This is a genomic window from Streptomyces populi (assembly GCF_002911015.1).
Taxonomy (GTDB): domain Bacteria; phylum Actinomycetota; class Actinomycetes; order Streptomycetales; family Streptomycetaceae; genus Streptomyces; species Streptomyces populi.
This window is the reverse complement of record NZ_KZ626858.1, coordinates 14,253-30,626: the sequence shown is the minus strand read 5'-3', so window position 1 is coordinate 30,626 and position 16,374 is coordinate 14,253. Positions and strand designations below refer to the sequence as shown.

Annotated in this window: 12 protein-coding genes; 9 read left to right on the top strand and 3 right to left on the bottom strand. The window is 73.5% G+C overall.

Features of this window, described 5'->3' with window-relative positions; genetic code table 11:
* Window positions 1-140: 140 nt before the first annotated feature.
* Window positions 141-662, top strand: a complete 522-nt coding sequence (locus CW362_RS12645) for a MarR family winged helix-turn-helix transcriptional regulator (RefSeq protein WP_376450076.1) — start codon at window positions 141-143, stop codon at window positions 660-662.
* A 231-nt stretch (window positions 663-893) separates the two neighbouring features.
* Window positions 894-3,029 (top strand): MMPL family transporter, encoded by a 2,136-nt coding sequence (locus tag CW362_RS12640; RefSeq protein ID WP_103549513.1) that lies wholly within the window; start codon window positions 894-896, stop codon window positions 3,027-3,029.
* A gap of 190 nt (window positions 3,030-3,219) precedes the next feature.
* Here the strand turns inward: CW362_RS12640 and CW362_RS43745 are convergent, their stop codons facing one another.
* Window positions 3,220-3,387, bottom strand: coding sequence for a hypothetical protein (locus CW362_RS43745; protein WP_167347379.1), 168 nt, complete (start codon window positions 3,385-3,387; stop codon window positions 3,220-3,222).
* Between the two features lie 670 nt (window positions 3,388-4,057).
* Here CW362_RS43745 and ssuE point away from each other — a divergent pair.
* A complete protein-coding gene (gene ssuE / locus CW362_RS12635) occupies window positions 4,058-4,612 on the top strand; it encodes an NADPH-dependent FMN reductase (protein WP_103549512.1) in 555 nt (184 codons plus the stop codon).
* Window positions 4,613-4,748: 136 nt separating this feature from the next.
* The gene (locus CW362_RS12630; protein WP_103549511.1) at window positions 4,749-5,891 is read left to right on the top strand and encodes an LLM class flavin-dependent oxidoreductase; all 1,143 of its coding nucleotides are present in this window, start codon (window positions 4,749-4,751) and stop codon (window positions 5,889-5,891) included.
* On the opposite strand, the gene CW362_RS12625 is transcribed toward CW362_RS12630, so the two are convergent.
* Entirely contained in the window at window positions 5,881-6,954 is a 1,074-nt protein-coding gene (locus CW362_RS12625; RefSeq protein ID WP_103549510.1) for an acyl-CoA dehydrogenase family protein, read from the bottom strand. The two genes, CW362_RS12630 and CW362_RS12625, sit on opposite strands and share 11 nt — an antisense overlap.
* Window positions 6,955-7,664: 710 nt before the next feature.
* Between CW362_RS12625 and CW362_RS12620 the strand changes: the two genes are divergently transcribed.
* The 3 genes from CW362_RS12620 to CW362_RS12610 all read left to right on the top strand — a co-directional run bounded on the left by CW362_RS12620 (window position 7,665) and on the right by CW362_RS12610 (window position 10,549).
* A complete protein-coding gene (locus CW362_RS12620; protein WP_103549509.1) occupies window positions 7,665-8,570 on the top strand; it encodes a universal stress protein in 906 nt (301 codons plus the stop codon).
* Between the two features lie 63 nt (window positions 8,571-8,633).
* Window positions 8,634-9,656, top strand: a complete 1,023-nt coding sequence (locus tag CW362_RS12615; RefSeq protein WP_103549508.1) for a zinc-dependent alcohol dehydrogenase — start codon at window positions 8,634-8,636, stop codon at window positions 9,654-9,656.
* Window positions 9,657-9,661: 5 nt separating this feature from the next.
* Window positions 9,662-10,549 (top strand): universal stress protein, encoded by an 888-nt coding sequence (locus CW362_RS12610; RefSeq protein WP_103549507.1) that lies wholly within the window; start codon window positions 9,662-9,664, stop codon window positions 10,547-10,549.
* A gap of 5 nt (window positions 10,550-10,554) precedes the next feature.
* Here CW362_RS12610 and ppk2 read toward each other — a convergent pair whose 3' ends face one another.
* Window positions 10,555-11,358 (bottom strand): polyphosphate kinase 2, encoded by an 804-nt coding sequence (gene ppk2 / locus CW362_RS12605; RefSeq protein WP_103549506.1) that lies wholly within the window; start codon window positions 11,356-11,358, stop codon window positions 10,555-10,557.
* 86 nt (window positions 11,359-11,444) lie between these two features.
* Here ppk2 and CW362_RS12600 point away from each other — a divergent pair, with 86 nt between their 5' ends.
* Both CW362_RS12600 and CW362_RS12595 read left to right on the top strand, forming a co-directional pair.
* Window positions 11,445-13,829: a phosphoketolase family protein gene (locus CW362_RS12600; protein WP_103549565.1), complete on the top strand. Its 2,385-nt coding sequence runs from the start codon at window positions 11,445-11,447 to the stop codon at window positions 13,827-13,829.
* 122 nt (window positions 13,830-13,951) lie between these two features.
* Window positions 13,952-16,336 (top strand): glycoside hydrolase family 65 protein, encoded by a 2,385-nt coding sequence (locus tag CW362_RS12595; RefSeq protein ID WP_103549505.1) that lies wholly within the window; start codon window positions 13,952-13,954, stop codon window positions 16,334-16,336.
* Window positions 16,337-16,374 lie beyond the last annotated feature (38 nt).

Below are 16,374 nucleotides of genomic sequence, written 5' to 3'. Positions count from 1 at the left end.
CCGCCATGGCCCCCTGGGGGACCGCCTCCCTCCCTGATCCCTTCCACCCGGGCGCCGCCCGCGGATGCGCCGGACGGGGTGGCCGCCGGGTGCCGGGCGCCCGAACGGGGGAGGTGCCGGGTCTTCTATAGGCTGATCACGTGGCCAGACGAGACGACCGTGACGACCGGGCGGGTGATCCGGACCCCGATGCGGGTCGGGAGCGGGAACAGGGTGTGACGACGGACCTCCACGCCTTCGCGGTCCAGCTGCGCCGGATGAACGGTGAGATCAACCGGCTGGTCCACGGCTTCGCCGGGGAACACGGTCTGCACGCGACGGACGTGCTGGCGCTCGCGGCGATCCTCGACGCGCCGGAGCCGCTCACGCCCGGCCGGCTGCGCGAGCACCTCGGACTCACCTCGGGCGCGGTCACCGCGTGTCTGGACCGGCTCGAACGCGCGGGCCACATCCGGCGCGTCCGGGAGAGCCCCGACCGCAGGGTCGTCCACCTCCACTACGTTCCCGACGCGAGGTCGGCCGCGCGCGCCCACTTCCGGCCGCTCGCCGACGTCACGGCGGACGTGCGGTCCGGTTTCAGCGAGGACGAGCTGTCCGTGGTGCTCCGCTTCCTGACCGCGATGAACGAACAGCTCTCGGCCGTACGGTCTCCCGGGCGCTGAACCCGGCGGACGTCCGCACGCGTCCCGTCCCCCGACGGCCCGGCCGCGGAGATCCCGCACGTCCAGGGCGAGGAAGCCGCCGTCCGGTGCATCCGGACGCCCGCCGGGACCGGAAGTCCGGACGCCCGCCGGAACCGGAAGTCCGGACGTGGTCTACCATCTGGCCGCGAGATATCTCAATGATTGAGATTGTCATTCATCGAGACACCCGTACGTGAAACCTGGAGAGCGATGTCCCTCACCCCGCGACGAGCCCTGTGGCTGATCCCCGTCGTCCTGCTCGTCGCCTGGCTCGGCATCGGAGGCACCCTCGGCCCCTACGCCGGCCGGCTCGGCGAGGTCTCCACCAACGACCAGGCCGCCTTCCTGCCGCGCAGCGCCGAGTCCACGAAGGTGGTGGAGCAGCAGCGCGCCTTCCAGAAGGCGGGGACGCTGCCCGCGATCGTCGTGTGGACGGTGGAGGGCGACGGCTCCACCGCCGGGGCCCGGCAGTCCGCCGCGACCCGCGCGCTCGCCTCCCTCGCCGGCACCCCCGGAGTGGTCGGCCGCCCGTCTCCCGCCCTGCCGTCGGACGACGGCAAGGCGCTGGAGGGCGTCGTCCAGCTCAGGCCCGACCTCGGCAAGCAGCTTCCCGACGTCGTCGACCGCATTCGTACCGCCGCCGGAGGCGTCGCCGGCACGACCGTGGGGATCGCCGGACCCGCGGCCAGCCAGGCCGACCTCGGCGACGCCTTCGCCGGGATCGACGGACTGCTGCTCGGGGTCGCCCTGGCGACCGTCCTGGTGATCCTGCTGCTCGTCTACCGCAGCGTGCTGCTGCCCTTCCTCATCATCCTCGGGTCGGTGTTCGCGCTCGGCCTGGCCTGCGCCGTCGTCTACGTCCTCGCCGACCACGACGTCGTACGCGTCGACGGCCAGGTGCAGGGCATCCTCTCGATCCTCGTGATCGGCGCCGCGACCGACTACGCCCTCCTGCTGAGCGCCCGGTTCCGCGAGGAACTCGCCCTGAGCGCCGACCGGATCGCGGCCGCCAGGGCGGCACTGCGCCAGTCCTGGGGCGCGATCGTCGCGAGCGCGGGAACCGTCGCCCTCGGACTGCTGGCGCTGCTGCTCAGCGATCTGACCAACAACCGGTCGCTCGGCCCCGTGGGCGCCATCGGCGTGGCCTGCGCCGCGCTGAGCTCGCTCACCTTCCTGCCCGCCGTCCTGGTGCTCCTCGGCCGCGCCGCCTACTGGCCGGCCAAGCCCCGTCCGGCGGGCGACGTGAGCACCGGCGGCGGCATCTGGAACCGGGTCGCGGCCCTGGTCGACCGCGCGCCGCGCAAGGTCTGGGCCATGGCCCTGGCCGGTCTCCTCGCCTGCGCGGCCTTCGCGCCCACCCTGACCGCGAAGGGCATCCCGCTCTCCGAGATCTTCGTCAACGACGCGCCGTCGGTCGCCGCCCAGGAGACCCTCGGGCGGCACTTCCCCGGCGGCTCGGGCAACCCCGCCGTGATCATCGCGAACGCGGACCGCGTCGACCGGGTCATGTCCGCGGCGCGCGCGACGGACGGTGTCGCGTCGGCCGCCGCGGTGACGGAGTCCGGGCGGCCCGGCGGGGGAGCGCCCCGGGTCGTCGACGGCCGGGTCCGCGTCGACGTCACGCTGCGGTCCGCCGCGGACAGCGACGCGGCCAAGGCCACGGTCGCGCGGCTGCGCACGGCGGTGCACGCCGTACCGGGCGCCGACGCGCTCGTCGGCGGCTACGCGGCCCAGCAGTACGACACCCGGCAGACCGCCGAACACGACCGGACGCTCATCGTGCCGGTGGTCCTCGCCATCATCCTGGTCATACTGACCGTCCTGCTCCGCTCGCTGCTCATGCCGGTGCTCCTGGTGGCCACGGTGGCGCTCAACTTCCTCGCCACCCTGGGCATCTCCTCGCTCGTGTTCCGGCACGGGTTCGGCTTCACGGGCACCGACGCGTCCGTGCCGCTGTACGGCTTCGTGTTCCTGGTGGCCCTCGGCGTGGACTACAACATCTTCCTGATGTCCCGGGTCCGCGAGGAATCGTTGCGTCACGGGGTGCGCCAGGGCGTCCTGCGCGGACTCGTCGCCACCGGCGGGGTGATCACCTCGGCGGGCGTGGTGCTGGCCGCGACCTTCGCGGCCCTCGGGGTGATCCCGCTGGCCTTCCTGGTGCAGATCGCCTTCATCGTCGCCTTCGGCGTCCTGCTCGACACCCTGGTCGTCCGCTCCCTGCTGGTGCCCGCCCTGGTCCGTGACATCGGCCGCCGGGCGTGGTGGCCGGGGGCGCTGAGCCGTGAGCCCGGACCCGGGCCCGTGCCCGCGTCCGGGGCCCGAGGGGGCGAGCGCGTCGAGGTGTGAGAGGCGGGGGCGGAGCGGGACCGGTCCCGCTCCGCCCCGGTCCCGCGAACCCGGGCCGACGGCTCCCGGCCCGGCGACCCCGGGGCGGACCGGCCCGGGTCCGGCGGTCCAGGGTTCGACGGTCCAGGGTTCACGACGGCCCGCCCGCGGTTCTCGCGGGCGGGCCGTCCGCCGTCGGGCGTCCTTCGGCTCAGTCCTCGTCGCCGGCCGGGACGACCACGAGGAAGGCGTCCGATTTCAGGTCCATCACGACCGTCGCCCGCAGGCCCTCGGTACGGCGTCGGGCCGCGTACTCCTCGGCGGTCCAGGATCCGCGCGGAGCCCCGGCGGGAAATCGTTCCAGCACCTTTGTGCCCATGGCGGAGACACCTCCAGCTCGGCCGTCGGACCCGGAGCGTCGAGTCCGTGGAATGCGCTTGCCCGCGTTTCCCCGAGGCATGTCACGGTCCGGGATGCGAGACCGGACCGCCGTTCCTTGACTGCCCTCGCCACAGGCTGCGACGATCCCGGCATGAAGATGCGACTGGATCTCACGCGGCGACGCCACGTCGACCTCGCGCGTGTCTGCAGCGCCTTCTGTCGCCGCGAAGTCTGACGTCCCGGCCCCCGGGCTCCTTCGCGCGGGTCCGTCCGCCCACGGTGACTTCCTCCCACCGTGATCCGGTGTGGGCCCTGGCCTCCCGTCCGCGCCCCGGCACCCGAACTCCGGCCGTCTCCGGCTGAGTCGCCGGACCTCGACGCGCCCCGAACGGCCGCCGGCCCGGCGGTTCGCGCGGTGCACCGGGGTCCGGCCGCCGTACGGAGCGCGGGAGTCCGTCGGGAACCAGGCGCGTCTCCGGCCCGCCGTGCACGTGGAGCGCGAGCCCGGCCCGTCGTCCCCGTCCGCTCACCCCCGCCCGGCGGCCCGCCGCCCCGGAACGCCGGCCACACCCACTCACCCGGAACCCGGGTCACGGAATCCACCCGCGAGCCCGCTCACGGCACCCACCGGAACCCGTCCACCGGAACCCGTTCACGAAAGAGGACTCATGGCCACCGTCCTGTCCGTCTCCGGCAGCCCCTCGGTCTCCTCCCGCACCGCCAAGCTCCTGCGTCACCTCGACACCCGGCTCGCCGCGCAGGGCCACGAGGTGATCCCCCTCGACGTCCGCACGATCCCCGCCGAGGCGTTGCTCGGCGCGGACTTCCAGCACCCCGCCGTGGTCGAGGCGGCCGGACTGTTCGCCCGTGCCGACGGCGTGGTCATCGCCACCCCCGTCTACAAGGCCGCCTACTCCGGTGTCCTGAAAGCCCTGCTCGACCTGCTCCCGCAGTACGCCCTGGCGGGGAAGACCGTGCTGCCGCTGGTGACCGGAGGCAGCACCGCCCATGTGCTCGCCCTGGACTACGCGCTCCGTCCGGTCCTCAACTCCATGGGAGCCGCCCATATCGTGCAGGGCTGGTTCACCCTCGACAAGGACATCACCACGGGGCGGGACGGGAGCGTCACCGTGGCGCCGGGCAGCGCCGAGGCCCTGGCCCAGGTGGTGGACCAGTTCTCCGCGGCCCTCGGCCGCAGACACCTGCTCGCCGCCACGGGCTGAGGCCGACGACCGCAGAAGCGACCGCCGACGCCGTAGAAGCGACCGCCGACGCCGCAGAGGCACGGCTGCCGCCGCCTCTCCCGCCACCGTCCGACGGCTCCCCCGCCACCGGGCCCCACGATCGGAGAACTCCGCCGTGTCCCTCACCTTCCACTGGTTCCTGCCCACCAACGGAGACAGCCGTCATGTCGTCGGCGGCGGCCACGGCACTCCCGCCACCGCCTCCGGAGGGGACCGGCCGCCGACCGTCGCCTATCTGAGCCAGATCGCCCGCGCGGCGGAGGACCTGGGGTTCGTGGGCGCCCTCACCCCGACCGGCGCCTGGTGCGAGGACGCGTGGCTGACGACCGCGATGGTCAGCCAGCGCACGGAGCGGCTGAAGTTCCTCGTGGCCTTCCGGCCGGGCTTCGTGTCGCCCACGCTCGCCGCGCAGATGGCCTCCACCTTCCAGCGCCACAGCGGCGGGCGGCTGCTGCTCAACGTGGTGACCGGCGGGGAGAGCCACGAGCAGCGCGCGTACGGCGACTTCCTCGACAAGGACGCCAGGTACCGCCGTACCGGCGAATTCCTTCAGATCGTGAGGGAGTTGTGGGACGGGAAGACCGTCGACCTGACCGGCGAGCACCTGAGGGTCGAGGACGCCCGGCTCACCCGGGTTCCCGACCCGGTCCCGGAGATCTACTTCGGCGGCTCCTCGCCCGCCGCCGGTGAGGTCGCCGCCCGCCACGCCGACGCCTACCTCACCTGGGGCGAACCGCCTTCCCAGGTCGCCGAGAAGATCGCCTGGATCCGCGGGCTCGCGGCCCGGGAGGGGCGGAACCCGCGGTTCGGCATCCGGCTCCACGTCATCACGCGCGACACCTCCGAGCAGGCCTGGGCCGAGGCCCACCGGCTCCTCGACGGCTTCGACCCGGCGACCGTACGGTCCGTGCAGGCGGGGCTCGCCCGCAGCGAGTCGCAGGGGCAGCGGCGGATGCTCGCGCTGCACGGCGGCAGCCGGGACGGACTGGAGATCCACCCCAATCTGTGGGCCGGCATCGGTCTGGTGCGCGGTGGAGCGGGCACCGCCCTGGTCGGCAGCCACGAGGAGGTGGCCGAGCGGATCGAGGAGTACCACGCCCTCGGCATCGACGAGTTCGTGCTCTCCGGCTACCCGCACCTGGAGGAGGCCTACTGGTTCGGCGAGGGCGTCCTGCCCCGCCTCGCCGCGCGGGGCCTGTGGCGGCACCCGTCCGCCGCGCCGCCCGCCCCCGCCGTCCAGGTGCCCTTCACCGGCTGAGCGGAGCGTCCGGTCCGGACGGGCCCAGCGCCCCCAGGTGCGCGGTGCGCACCTGGGCCGTCTGCCCCTGCACCAGCAGGAACATCCCCTCGCGCGCGAGGCGTTGGGCCGGGCTGCGCAGATCCATCGCCCGCCCGCCGCCGGCCACGACCGCCGCCGTGGTGGCCGCCCGCATCACGTCGTACGCCCGTGTCTTGCACTCCAGGCGTTCCTCGATCCGCTCGGTGGGCACCGGGTGGTCGGCGAGTTCGTAGGCCCGCCGTCTGACCTCGTCGAGACGTGCCCGCAGCGCCTCGGCCGTCCGCCGCGCCGGGGGATCGTCCCCCAGCAGGCCGATCGCCGCCGCCGTGACCCCGAAGACGGCCGGTGAGGCGTTGGTGTTCCTGGGCCGGTCGGTGACCGCCCAGGACTCGTACGGGGTGCGCAGCGCCACCGCTTCGTCGGGCAGCCACAGCCCGTCCAGTTCCAGCGAGACCGTCCGGGACGCGGTGAGCGCCGCGAGCCGCATCGGCGGGGACGGCCGCAGCCCCGGCTGCTCACGCGCCTCGGTGAACGCGAACAGCGCCTCGTCCGCATCCGTCACCCCCGCCAGCAGCATGACGTCGTTCAGCCCCCAGCCGGTGTACCAGGGGACCGTCCCGTCGAAACGCCAGCCGCCGCGCTCGCGCGTGACCCGCACCGGGACGCGCGGATGGGCACGCAACTGGGCGTACGCGACACCGGAGAGCAGCTCCCCGCGCGCGAGCGGACCCAGCAGACGCTCCCGTACCGGAAGGGCGCTCCTCACCAGGGTCGCCACCGGGGTGTGGTGCTGGGTCTGCACGAACCAGGTCGAACAGCACGCCCCGGCCAGGATCTCCGCGGTCTCCCGGACCACCGCGGCGGGCGCCGCCGAACCGCCGTCCTCGACCGGGGCACCGATCCCGAGCAGCCCCGACCGCTTCACGGCCTCGATGCTGCTCGCGGGCATGCCGTCCCGGTCCACACGTTCCGCCAGGGGCGCCAGCACCCGGTCCGCCAGTTCCCGGGCCGTGGCGACGAGCGGATGCGGTGGGACGGTCATCGAAGGGGTCTCCCGCTGTCGTCGTGGCGTGTGCCGATCCGGCGTACCGACCCCACCCGGGGTCCTGGAAGAGATCATGCACAACCCGGACGGGTTCCACACGGAGTCGTGCGGGGCCCACACGGCCGGCCCGGGCCTGGCGGGACACCGGTTGCCGTGCCGGGCCGTCACCCCGACAGGCCCACGGGAAGGGGCCGTTCAGCCCGGAGCGCGGTCCTCCGGCAGCGGGCACGGCGTGTGCCGCGGGGGAGGGGATCCGTGCCGGGCGGCGGCCCCGCGTCCCCGGTACCCTCGAAGGGACCACCTCGGCCACGGTGTTCCGTCCGTACGCCCTCGCGGGGCCACGTCCGCCGACGGGTTCGTCTTCCTGCGGGCCTTCCTCGACAAGATGTTCGGACCGGCCCTGATCGGCGGTATCGCGCTGCGGATCCCCGCGGTCGCGGGCACTGTGATGACGGGGCTGACACGGGTCGCCGGACGGCCGCCCGCCCGGCGCCTGTCCGACGGCTCGCCGGGCGCGTCGGTGAATCCGCTCGTCGACCGTCACCTCGTCCACGCGCCGCCCCGGCGGGCCTCACCGGCACGGCCGGACCGCCCGCACAGGGCCGAACGGCCTCCGTCGGGGACCTGTGGCCCCTGCCCCGCCCGGCTGTCCGGGCACGACGCTGGAACCGGACCCGACCGGGCCGTCGACCCAGGAGGTGGACACCATGCCCCGCACCGTCACCGTAGGCCTCGACGGTTCTCCCGAGAGCCGCGCGGCCGCCGAATGGGCCGCCCGCGAGGCACGGCTGCGCGCCCTGCCGGTCAGGCTGGTCAACGTGTGGGAGCCGGCCCCGGACCCCATGGCCCAGGCACCGCTGCTGGGAGCCGAGACCCACCAGCACTGGAGCGAACGGATCCCGCGCGAAGCCGCCGAAGGGGTACGGCTGCGGCACCCGGGAGTCGACGTCACCACCGAACAGCTCACGGGCCGGCCGGCCGAGGAACTGCTGAAAGCCGCGGACGACGCCGAACTCCTGGTCCTCGGCACCCGCGGGCTCAGCGGCGCGGGCGGTTTCATGGTCGGCTCGGTCGGGCTGGCCGTCGCGGCGCACGCCGGACGTCCCGTGGTCTTCGTACGCGCCGGTGAGCAGGCCGCCGACGAGCACCTGCCGGATCCGACGGGCGTCCCGTCCGCCGCCGCGCCCTTCCGCCCCGTCGTGCTCGGACTCGACACGAGCCGCCCGGACGACGCGCTGATCGGCTTCGCCTTCGAGGCGGCCCTCCTGCGCGCCACGGCGCTGCGGGTCGTGCACTCCTGGAACGAGCCGCCCTACATCGCCTACGGGCTGCCCCCGGACCTGAAGATGACCGCCCGGCTGGCGGCCGAGGACGCCGCCGCCATGACGGCGGCCCTGCGGACCTGGCGCGAGAAGTACCCGGCCGTCGAGATCGTCGAGGACTCCCTGTCGGGGAAGCCCGCCAACCACCTCGTGGACGCCTCCCGGGAAGCCTCGCTCGTGGTCGTGGGCCGCCGGATCCGCAAGGCCGCGCTCGGCGCCCACATCGGGCCCGTCACGCACGCCGTGCTCCACCACGCCACCGCCCCCGTCGCCGTCGTCCCGCACCCGTGAGCACCACGGTCCGCTCCCGGATCCGGTACCGACCGGGCCCGGCCGCGCAAGGAGAGACATCCCATGAGAGCAGCAGTCGTACGAGCGTTCGGTGAACCGCTGGTCATCGAGGACCGCCCGGACCCCGAGCCCGGCCCCGGCCAGGTCCGCATCCGCCTGGAGGCCTCCGGGCTCTGCCACACCGACATCCATGCCGCCCACGGAGACTGGCCGGTCAAGCCGAACCCGCCGTTCGTCCCCGGGCACGAGGGCGTCGGCCTGGTCGAGGCGCTGGGCGACGGCGTCACCCATCTGAGGGTGGGACAGCGGGTCGCCGTGCCCTGGCTCGGCAAGGCGTGCGGACGCTGCGAGCACTGCCTCTCCGGCTGGGAGACCCTGTGCGAGCAGCAGGTCAACACCGGTTACGGGTGTGACGGCGGCTACGCCGAGAAGATGCTCGCCTGGGCCGACTTCGCCCAGCCGGTGCCCGACGGCATCGACCCGCTCGACGCGGCCCCGCTCACCTGCGCCGGCGTCACCACGTACAAGGCACTGAAGGTCGCCGACGTCCGGCCCAGCCAGCTCGTCGCCGTCTCCGGCGTGGGCGGACTCGGCCATCTCGCCCTGCAGTACGCCAAGATCGCCGGGGCGACCGTCGCGGCGGTCGACGTCACCGACGACAAACTCGAACTCGCCGCGGAACTCGGCGCCGACATCGTGATCGACGCCCGCAAGGAGGACCCCGGCGAGGTCCTGCGCGGCCACGGCGGAGCCCACGCGGCGCTCGCGCTCGCCGTCGACGAGGAGGCCTTCTCCGCGGTGTACACGGGGCTGCGGCGCGGCGGGAAGCTCGTCATGGTCGCCATGCCGGCGCACGGCACGATCCAGGTCCCCATCTTCGAGACCGTCCTGAACGGCACCTCCGTGATCGGCTCCATCGTCGGCACCCGGCAGGACCTGGCCGAGGTGTTCGACCTGCACGCCGCGGGCCGCACCAGGGTCATCCGTGAGTCCCGCCCGCTGAGCGCGGTCAACGAGTCCATCGACGAGGTGCTGCACGGCCGGATCCAGGCCCGGATCGTCTTCGACTTCGGCGAAGGGAGCTGACCGCGGTGGACCTGCCCCTCGTCGTGGGCGTCGACGGGTCCGAGCTCGCCCTGCGCGCCGTGGACTGGGCCACGGACGAGGCAGCCCTGCGCGGACTGCCGCTGCGCCTGGTGTACGCCTCGCTCTGGGAACGCTACGAAGGCGAAGCCCTCGCCGAGGGGCCCCGCGGGAGCGCGGAGCGCACGATGGCCGAGGCCGTCCTGCGGACCGCCGCCGAGCGGGCCGGCCGCCGTGACGCCGCCGTGCGGGTCACCACCGAGGTGGTGCCCGACGACGCGGTCGGCACGCTGCTCAGGAAGGCCATGGACGCCACCGCCGTGGTGCTCGGCTCACGCGGACGCGGCGGCATCGCCGAGATGCTGCTCGGATCGGTGAGCCTGACCGTCGCGGCCCGCGCCCACTGTCCGGTGATCGTGCTGCGCGGCAGCCACGACAACCGGGCCCGCGACGGCCGTCACCGGCGGGTCGTTCTCGGTGTCGGCGATCCCGCGCACGGCTCGGCCGCCGTGCGGTTCGCCTTCGAGGAGGCGGCCGGACGCGGTGTCGCGCTGGAGGCCGTACGGGCCTGGCGGTGCCCCGCCCACGAGAGCGCCGGACACCCGCTGACGGCGGGCGGGCCCGAGAGGCCGCACGAACAGCGGGCGGTGGAGATCCTCGACGAGGCGCTGAGCGGTGCCGCCGCCGAGCACCCCGGGGCGACCGTGCGCCGGCGCACCGTCGAGGGGACCGCCCGCAGGGTGCTGCTCGACGCCTCCGAGGCCGCCGACCTGCTCGTCGTCGGGGTCCGGCGGCACGACGGCCACGGGCACGTCGGGCTGCAACTCGGCCGGGTCGCCCACGCGGCCCTGCACCACGCGGCCTGCCCCGTCGCCGTCGTGCCCCTGCGGGCATGAGCGCCTCAGAGGCCCGCCGCGTGGTCGGGGACGAAGGTCTGCAGATCACGCGGCGGGCGGACGTACCCCGTCGACGGCGGCCGCTCGGGCAGCTCCAGGACCGGCGGCGGCACCTCGCGGTACGGAACCGTGGACAGCAGATGGGCGATCATGTTCAGCCGGGCCCGGCGCTTGTCGTCGCTCTCGACCACGAACCAGGGCGCCTCGACGATGTCCGTGTGCACCAGCATCTCGTCCTTCGCCCGGGAGTACGCCTCCCAGCGGGTGATCGACTCCAGGTCCATGGCGGACAGCTTCCAGCGCCGCGTCGGGTCCTTCAGCCGGCGCCGGAACCGCTTCTGCTGCTCGGCGTCGCTCACCGAGAACCAGTACTTGCGCAGCAGCACACCCGCCTCCACCAGCATGCGCTCGAAGATCGGGCACTGCCGCAGGAAGAGCTGGTGCTCCTCCTTCGTGCAGAAGCCCATGACGTGCTCGACCCCGGCACGGTTGTACCAGCTCCGGTCGAACAGCACGATCTCCCCGGCGGCCGGCAGATGCTCCACGTACCGCTGGAAGTACCACTGGGTGCGTTCGCGCTCGGTCGGCTTCGGCAGCGCCACGATCCGCGCGACGCGCGGGTTCAGATGCTCCGCCACCCGCTTGATCGTGCCGCCCTTGCCCGCCGCGTCCCGGCCCTCGAAGACCACCACCACCCGGGCGCCCTCCGTCCGCACCCACTCCTGGAGCTTCACCAGCTCCGTCTGCAACCGCAGCAGTTCCCGCTCGTACGCCGCGAGCGGCACCTTCGCCGTCTTCCCGTCGGCCATGCCGCCTCCTCCACCCGATCACGCCTCCTGTGAAGCGCTGCGATGAACCGCCCCGTCGACCTGCCCCGATGACCCACGGAGTCACCATGCCCAAGGCCGGACACCAGGACAGCACGGTACTGACCGACGACGAACTGCGCACTCTGGACGCCCACTGGCGTGCCGCCAACTACCTTGCCGTGGGCCAGATCTACCTGCTGGCCAACCCGCTGCTCACCGAGCCCCTGACCCCCGCGCACATCAAACCCCGCCTGCTCGGCCACTGGGGCACCTCGCCCGGCCTCAACCTGGTCCACACCCACCTCAACCGGGTGATCAAGGCCCGCGGCCTGGACGCCCTGTGCGTCTGGGGTCCCGGGCACGGCGGCCCGGCCGTGCTGGCGAACTCCTGGCTCGAGGGCACGTACAGCCGGACCTACCCTTCCGTGCCCCGGGACGCGGAAGGCATGGAGAAGCTGTTCCGGCAGTTCTCCTTCCCCGGCGGAGTGCCCAGCCACGTCGCCCCCGAGACGCCCGGCTCCATCCACGAGGGCGGCGAACTCGGCTACTCCCTCGCCCACGCCTACGGAGCGGCCTTCGACAACCCGGACCTGCTGGTCGCCTGCGTGATCGGCGACGGCGAGGCGGAGACGGGACCGCTCGCCGCGTCCTGGCACTCCAACAAGTTCCTCGACCCGGTGCACGACGGCGCCGTCCTGCCGGTCCTGCACCTCAACGGCTACAAGATCGCGAACCCGACCGTGCTCTCCCGGCTCCCGGAGGCCGAACTCGACGAACTGCTGCGGGGATACGGCCACGACCCGATCCACGTCACCGGCGACGACCCCGACCGGGTCCACCGCGCCATGGCCGCGGCGATGGACGACGCCCTCGACCGCATCGCGCTGCTCCAGCGCACCGCCCGCGAGGAGGGCGTCACCGAGCGCGCCCGCTGGCCCATGATCGTGCTGCGCACCCCCAAGGGCTGGACCGGCCCCGCGGAGGTCGACGGCGAGCCCGTCGAGGGCACCTGGCGCGCCCACCAGGTCCCCTTGGCCGGGGTCCGTGAGAACCCCGAACACCTGCGGCAGTTGGAGGCCTGGCTGCGCTCCTACCGGCCCGGGGAACTCTTCGACGCCGAGGGACGGCCGGTGGCCGATGTCCTGGCCTGCGTGCCCGACGGCTCCCGGCGCCTCGGCGCCACCCCGCACGCCAACGGCGGCCTCCTCCTGCGCGACCTGCCGCTGCCGCCCCTGGAGCGCTTCGCCGTCCCCGTCGACAAGCCCGGGACCACCCTGCACGAGCCGACCCGGGTCCTCGGCGAGCTCCTCGAGGACGTCATGAACAAGACCTCCGAGCGCCGTGACTTCAGGCTGGTCGGCCCCGACGAGACCGCCTCCAACCGGCTCCAGGCCGTCTTCGGCGCCAGCGGCAAGGCCTGGCAGGCGGGGACCCTGCCGGTGGACGAACACCTCGACCGGCACGGCCGCGTCATGGAGATCCTCTCCGAACACACCTGCCAGGGCTGGCTGGAGGGCTACACCCTCACCGGCCGGCACGGCCTGTTCTCCTGCTACGAGGCGTTCGTGCACATCGTCGACTCCATGGTCAACCAGCACATCAAATGGCTGAGGACCTCGCGCGAACTGCACTGGCGCGCCCCGATCGCCTCCCTCAACTACCTGCTCACCTCGCACGTGTGGCGCCAGGACCACAACGGCTTCTCGCACCAGGACCCCGGCTTCGTCGACCACGTCCTCAACAAGAGCCCCGAGGTCGTGCGCGTCTACCTCCCGCCGGACGCCAACACCCTGCTGTCCGTGGCGGACCACGTCCTGCGCAGCCGCGACTACGTCAACGTCGTCGTCGCCGGCAAACAGCCCTGCTTCGACTGGCTGTCCATGGACCAGGCCCGCGCCCACTGCGCCCGCGGCGCCGGCATCTGGGACTGGGCGGGAACGGCCGACGGCGACCGGGACCCCGACGTCGTCCTCGCCTGCGCCGGCGACGTCCCCACCCAGGAGGTCCTCGCCGCCTCCGGCCTGCTGCGCCGCCATCTGCCCGGGCTCGCCGTCCGGGTCGTCAACGTCGTCGACATGACCCGGCTGCTGCCGCGCGAGGAACACCCGCACGGGATGAGCGACTTCGAGTACGACGGGCTGTTCACCACGGACAAGCCGGTGATCTTCGCCTACCACGGCTATCCCTGGCTCGTCCACCGGCTCGCCTACCGCCGCACCGGCCACAAGAACCTCCACGTGCGCGGCTACAAGGAGATGGGCACCACCACGACCCCCTTCGACATGGTCGTCCGCAACGACATGGACCGCTACCGGCTGGTCATGGACGTCGTCGACCGCGTCCCCGGCCTCGGCGTCCGCGCCGCCGCCCTGCGCCAGAAGATGGCCGACGCGCGCTCCCGGCACGCCGCCTGGATCCGCGAGCACGGCACCGACCTCCCCGAGGTCGCGGACTGGACCTGGACCGGCTGAGGGCCCACGGGAGGGCCCACGGGAGAGCCCACGGGAGGGCCCACGGGAGGGCCCACGGGAGGGCCCGCCGTCCCCGCGCGTGCCGCGAGGACGGCGGGCCACCCGTACCGGAGGATGGAGGCATGGACGACCTCACCTGGGAATACGAGGGCTACCACCCGGCGCAGGAAAGCCTGCGCGAATCGCTGTGCACCCTCGGCAACGGGTACTTCGCGACCCGCGGCGCGGCCCCGGAGTGCACCGCGGACTCCGTCCACTACCCGGGCACCTACGCGGCGGGCTGCTACAACCGTCTGACCTCGCAGGTGGCCGGGCGGCAGGTCGAGAACGAGGACATGGTCAACCTCCCCAACTGGCTGCCCCTGCGGGTGCGGACCGCCGGCGGGACCTGGCTCGGTCCCGACTCCCACCGGCTGCTCGACCACCGGCTGCGCCTCGACCTGCTCGCGGGCACCCTGGAACGCACCGCGCGCTACGAGGACGAGGAGGGCCGGAGCCTCGCCGTGCGGCAGCTCCGCCTGGTCCACATGGCCGATCCCCACCTCGCCCTGCTGCGCACGGAGCTGACGGCCGAGGGCTGGTCGGGAACCGTCGAGGTCGAGTCGGCGCTCGACGGGACGATCACCAACAGCGGGGTCGAACGCTACCGCTCCCTCGCCTCCCGCCACCTCACCGACGTCCGGACCGGCACCGGGAAACCGGACACGATCTGGCTGCGCTGCCGCACCACCACCTCGGAGACCGGCATCGGCATGGCCGCCCGGACCGTCACGGACGTGCCCGTCATGACCACGGACGCGCACACCCCGGAGCGCGCCGCCCAGATGCTCGGGATCGCGCTGGCCGACGGCCGGACGGTGACCGTGGACAAGACCGTGGCCCTGCACACCTCCCGCGACCCGGCGGTCGAGGACCCGCTGGACGCGGCCGTCGACCGCGTCGGCCGGGCCGGGGACTTCGAGACGCTGCTGGACACCCACCGCACGGCGTGGCGGCAACTGTGGCGCAACGCCGAACTGGACGTGCGGGGCGGCGTGGGCCCGATCCTGCGCCTGCACCTGTTCCACGTGCTCCAGACGCTCTCCCCGCACACCGCGGAGCTCGACGTCGGTATCCCGGCGCGCGGGCTGCACGGCGAGGCCTACCGGGGGCACGTGTTCTGGGACGAGCTGTTCGTCCTGCCGTACCTGAACCTCCACTTCCCCGAGGTCTCCCGCGCCCTGCTCACCTACCGTCACCGCCGGCTGGAGCGGGCCCGCCGGTCGGCCCAGGACGCCGGCCGCACCGGCGCGATGTACCCGTGGCAGAGCGGCAGCGACGGACGGGAGGAGACCCAGGAACTGCACCTGAACCCGCGTTCCGGGCGCTGGCTGCCCGACCACTCGCACCTCCAGCACCACGTCGGATCGGCGGTCGCGTACAACGTGTGGCAGTACTGCGAGGCGAGCGGAGACACCGAGTTCCTGCACACCAAGGGCGCCGAGATGCTCGTCCAGATCGCCCGCTTCTGGGCCGGCCTCGCCGGGTACGACGGCGCCCTCGGCCGCTACCGGATCCGCGGTGTCGTCGGCCCCGACGAGTACCACGACGCCTACCCGGACGCCGCCCGGCCGGGCCTCGACGACAACACGTACACCAACGTCACGGCCGCCTGGGTGCTCGCCCGCGCCCTCGACGTGCTGGGCGAGATGCCCGAACTGCTGCGCCGGGACCTCGTCGAGCGGACCGGCCTCGACCCCGCCGAACTCGATCTCTGGCACGACGTGTCGAGCGGACTGCACGTGCCCTTCCACGACGGTGTGATCAGCCAGTTCGAGGGTTACGGGGACCTCGCGGAACTCGACTGGGAGGGCTACCGGAGGCGGTACGGCGACATCCGGCGGCTCGACCGCATCCTGGAGGCCGAGGGCGACAGCGTCAACCGCTACCAGGCGTCGAAGCAGGCGGACGTGCTGATGCTCGGCTACCTCTTCTCGCCCGCCGAACTCGGCGCCCTGTTCCGCAGGCTCGGGCACGAGGTCGACGACGCCCTGTGGCGGCGCACCGTCGATCACTACCTGAGCCGTACGAGCCACGGTTCGACGCTGAGCAGCCTGGTGCACGGCTGGGTGCTGGGCCGGGCGCGGCGCGCCGAGGCCTGGACGTACATCCACGAGGCGCTGCGGGGCGACATCGCCGACCTGCAGGGCGGCACCACGGGGGAGGGCATCCACCTGGGTGCCATGGCGGGCACCCTCGATCTCGTCCAGCGCGGGCTGACCGGCCTCGAGACGCGCGGCGGAGCACTGCGGTTCGACCCGGTTCCGCTGCCGGAGCTGTCCGAGTACGGCTTCTCGATCCGCTACCGGGGCCATCGGGGTGTGCAGGTGCACCTGGACGCGGGACGGCTGAGCGTCAGCGTGCCGGCGTCGGACGAGCCGCCGGTCGACATCACCCTGGCGGACCGCACGGTCACGGTGGCGCCGGGCGAGTCCTGCGTCCTGACGCTGCCGGAGCGGCGACAGTGACCGGTCGCCGGTCGCCGGTCGCCGGTCACCAGGTGCAG

Bases quoted from the DNA above. Each gene is read 5' to 3' on its own strand.
- CW362_RS12600 (WP_103549565.1), top strand. From the start codon at position 11,445: ATGCCCAAGGCCGGACACCAGGACAGCACGGTACTGACCGACGACGAA.
- ssuE (WP_103549512.1), top strand. From the start codon at position 4,058: ATGGCCACCGTCCTGTCCGTCTCCGGCAGCCCCTCGGTCTCCTCCCGC.
- CW362_RS12620 (WP_103549509.1), top strand. From the start codon at position 7,665: ATGCCCCGCACCGTCACCGTAGGCCTCGACGGTTCTCCCGAGAGCCGC.
- CW362_RS12595 (WP_103549505.1), top strand. From the start codon at position 13,952: ATGGACGACCTCACCTGGGAATACGAGGGCTACCACCCGGCGCAGGAA.
- CW362_RS12625 (WP_103549510.1), bottom strand. From the start codon at position 6,954: ATGACCGTCCCACCGCATCCGCTCGTCGCCACGGCCCGGGAACTGGCG.
- CW362_RS12615 (WP_103549508.1), top strand. From the start codon at position 8,634: ATGAGAGCAGCAGTCGTACGAGCGTTCGGTGAACCGCTGGTCATCGAG.
- CW362_RS43745 (WP_167347379.1), bottom strand. From the start codon at position 3,387: ATGGGCACAAAGGTGCTGGAACGATTTCCCGCCGGGGCTCCGCGCGGA.
- ppk2 (WP_103549506.1), bottom strand. From the start codon at position 11,358: ATGGCCGACGGGAAGACGGCGAAGGTGCCGCTCGCGGCGTACGAGCGG.
- CW362_RS12640 (WP_103549513.1), top strand. From the start codon at position 894: ATGTCCCTCACCCCGCGACGAGCCCTGTGGCTGATCCCCGTCGTCCTG.